4 protein-coding genes are annotated in these 2846 nt (G+C 76.7%); all 4 read right to left on the bottom strand.

What is annotated here, in order from left to right; all coding sequences use genetic code 11:
- A partial coding sequence (locus tag AB0C69_RS40765; protein ID WP_360361925.1) for a (2Fe-2S)-binding protein occupies positions 1-270 on the bottom strand: 270 nt, incomplete at its 3' end.
- On the bottom strand, positions 267-1427 hold the full coding sequence (locus tag AB0C69_RS40760) for an FAD-binding oxidoreductase (protein ID WP_360361923.1): 1161 nt from the start codon (positions 1425-1427) through the stop codon (positions 267-269). The genes AB0C69_RS40760 and AB0C69_RS40765, both read right to left, overlap by 4 nt.
- A gap of 89 nt (positions 1428-1516) precedes the next feature.
- Positions 1517-2128 (bottom strand): helix-turn-helix domain-containing protein, encoded by a 612-nt coding sequence (locus tag AB0C69_RS40755; protein WP_345187158.1) that lies wholly within the window; start codon positions 2126-2128, stop codon positions 1517-1519.
- Between the two features lie 75 nt (positions 2129-2203).
- Complete coding sequence (locus AB0C69_RS40750; protein WP_360361921.1) at positions 2204-2743, bottom strand: hypothetical protein; 540 nt, start codon at positions 2741-2743, stop codon at positions 2204-2206.
- Positions 2744-2846 lie beyond the last annotated feature (103 nt).

Genomic DNA, 2846 nt, shown 5'->3' with positions numbered 1-2846 from the left:
GTCGCGGGCGCGGCGGCGGCACGCCCGCACGTCGCGGACGCCGTTGACGGTGAGGAGGCAGTCGAAGCAGGCGCCGATCCCGCAGAACACGCCGCGCGGGGCGCCGGAGGGCCCGCGCCGCCAGGTGCGGCGGCCCGCGGCCAGCAGCACTCCGGCGAGGGTCTGGCCGGCGACGCCGTCCACGGGTTCGCCGTCCACGGTGATCCGCAGCGGGACGTCGGGGCGGCGGCCGGTCCGGTCGGCGCCGGCGGGGACGAGTCGCGCGCTCATCGGGTCTCTCCTTCGCACTGGGCGGCGGGCCGGTCCGCGCGGAACGGCGCCGCGTCGATCGCGGGGGCGCGGCCGAGCATGAGGTCGCGCAGGACGGCGGCGGTCCCGGCGGACAGGCCGATCCCGGCGCCCTCGTGGCCGGTGGCGTGCCACAGGCCCTCCAGGCCCGGGTCGGCGCCGATGACCGGCAGGTGGTCGTCGACGTACGGGCGGAACCCCCCGTAGGCGCGCATCACCGGCACCCCGGCCAGGGACGGGAAGAGCCGCAGCGCCTTGGCGGCGATGACCGACAGCACCTCGGGGCGGATCCGGTCGTCGAACCCGACCCGGCGGCGCGAGGAGCCGAGGAGGATCGTCCCCGCCCGGGTGGACTCGACGACGGCGGACGCCTGCAGGTCCCCGGCGCCGCTGCCGACCGCGGCCACGTAGTCCGCGTCGTAGACCTTGTGGAAGACGGTCGGCGGCATCGGCGCGGTCACCAGGACCTCTCCGCGGCGGGGCCGGACGCCGAGCCGGACGCCGAGCCGCGCGGCGACCTCCCCCGCCCAGGGCCCGGCCGCGTTGACGACCGCGTCGGCCTCGATCGTCCCGCCGGAGGTGCGGACGCCGGTGAGGCGGCCGCCGCTGCGGACCGCGCCGAGGACCTCGCACCCGGTGCGCAGGACGGCGCCGGCGCGCACGGCGGCGGCCAGCAGGGCGACGGCGGCTCCGGCGGGCTGGACCTGGGCGTCCTCGGGGTAGTGGACGGCCTTGGCGAAGTCGCGCGTCAGGTGGGGTTCGGCGGCGGCGAGGGCGGCGGCGTCCAGGTCCTCGGCGGTGATCCCGGCCTCGCGCTGGGCTGCGGCGAACTCCGTCAGCGCCGCGGCGCCCGCCGGGGTGGTGGCGACGACGATGCCGCCCTTGGCGTCCCATTCGACGCCGCCCGCGTTCGGGTCGCCGTCCAGGATGGCGGGCCACAGCTCGCGCGACAGCCGCGCCAGTTCGAGCTCCGGGCCCGGCCCCTTGTCGGAGACCAGGATGTTGCCCTCGCCGTGGGCGGTGGTCCCGGCGGCGGGGCCGCCCCGGTCGGCGACGACGACCTCGCAGCCCGCCAGGGCCAGCTCGCGGGCGCAGGCCGCGCCGATGATCCCGGCGCCCAGCACCACGACCCGCGTCATCGACCCTCCCGTTTGCCGTTCGTTAAACCGAACGATTCCGAGAGTAAGCGCGCCACGCGCGCGCTGTCAACGCGCGGGCGGCTCCGGATTCAGGGGGTTTCCGCCAGATGGGACGGGGTGCCGGGCGAGGCGTGAAGCCGCTGGTCAGCGCTGTACTGCAGCAGCAGGACGGAGCGGACGGGCCCCTCGACCGCGGTGTAGCGGTGCGGCAGGCGCGCGTCGAAGCCGACGTAGTCGCCCGGCCCGAGCTCCACGTCCCGGTCGTCCACCCGAACGGCGAGCCGCCCGGACTGCACGACCGTGTGCTCCATCCCCACATGGCCGAGCGAGTCCTGCCGGCGGCCGGCCCTGAACTGCTGGTCGTACACCTCGAACATGGCGCCGCCGGACTCGATGCCGCGCAGCGGCCGCAGGTCGACGCCCTTCCCGCTCAGCACCTCCACCTCCGCCGCGCGCACCACCGTGAGCCCGGACGGCTCCTGGTGGTCGAGCAGGTCGGAGATGGGGACCTCCAGCGCGCGCGAGAGGCTGAACACGGTCTCGATCGTGGGGTTCCCGGCGCCCGCCTCCAGCTGGGACAGCGTCGCCTTGCCGATCTTGGACCGGCGGGACAGCTCCGACAGCGACAGGCCGAGCTCCAGCCGCGCGCGGCGCAGGTTGCCGGCCAGCACGTCCCGCACCGATTCCCCTGACGCCCCCACGCTCCCGCTCCTCGTCCGCTCGCCCGCTCACGTTCGCTCTATCGAACGGCCAGTGTACTCGGCGGCCCGGAGGGGTCAGAGCTCCACCAGCGTCCCGGCGCCGGCCGCGCGGGCGCGGCCGACGATGACGGACGCCGCCGCCGCGTCCTGCACGCCGAGGCCGACGCTGTTGTAGAAGACGAGGTCGGTCTCGGACCGCCGCCCGGCGGCGAGGCCGGCGACGATCGGGCCCAGCGGGCGCACCCGGCCGGGGTCCAGCTCCCCGGCGCGCACGGCGGCCACGACGGGACCGGCGTGCTCCAGGGCGGTCGTCACGTCGTCCACCACGACCGCGGCGGCGCGGGCGAGGACCTCCCCGTCCACCTCCGCCCGGTCCGGGGCGAACGATCCGACGCTCACGACCGTGCACCCGGGGTCGAGCCACGCGCCGAGGACGACCGGCTCGGCGCTGGTGGTGGCGGTGACGACGATCTGCGCGCCCCGCACCGCCTCGCGGGCGGACGCCGCCGCCGCGACCGGCAGCTCCAGGTCCCGTGCGAGCTCGGCGGCGGCGGTGCAGGTGTCCGGATGGCGGCAGGCCACCGCCACCTCGGTGAGGGGACGCACCGCGGCCATCGCCCGCACGTGCGCTTACCAGAACCGGCGGGAGGCCGAGCTCGGCGAAAGTGGGAACCCTCTCCTCGTCCGCGATGGCGGGCATGGTGGGGTTCTGTTCAGC

It is taken from the genome of Actinomadura sp. NPDC048032 (assembly GCF_040653175.1).
In the GTDB taxonomy this organism is placed as follows: domain Bacteria; phylum Actinomycetota; class Actinomycetes; order Streptosporangiales; family Streptosporangiaceae; genus Spirillospora; species Spirillospora verrucosospora.
This window is presented reverse-complemented; position numbering and strand designations above follow the sequence as displayed.

Excerpts from the sequence above, each read along its gene's own strand:
- AB0C69_RS40760 (WP_360361923.1), bottom strand. The coding sequence starts at position 1,427 with ATGACGCGGGTCGTGGTGCTGGGCGCCGGGATCATCGGCGCGGCCTGC.
- AB0C69_RS40750 (WP_360361921.1), bottom strand. The coding sequence starts at position 2,743 with ATGGCCGCGGTGCGTCCCCTCACCGAGGTGGCGGTGGCCTGCCGCCAT.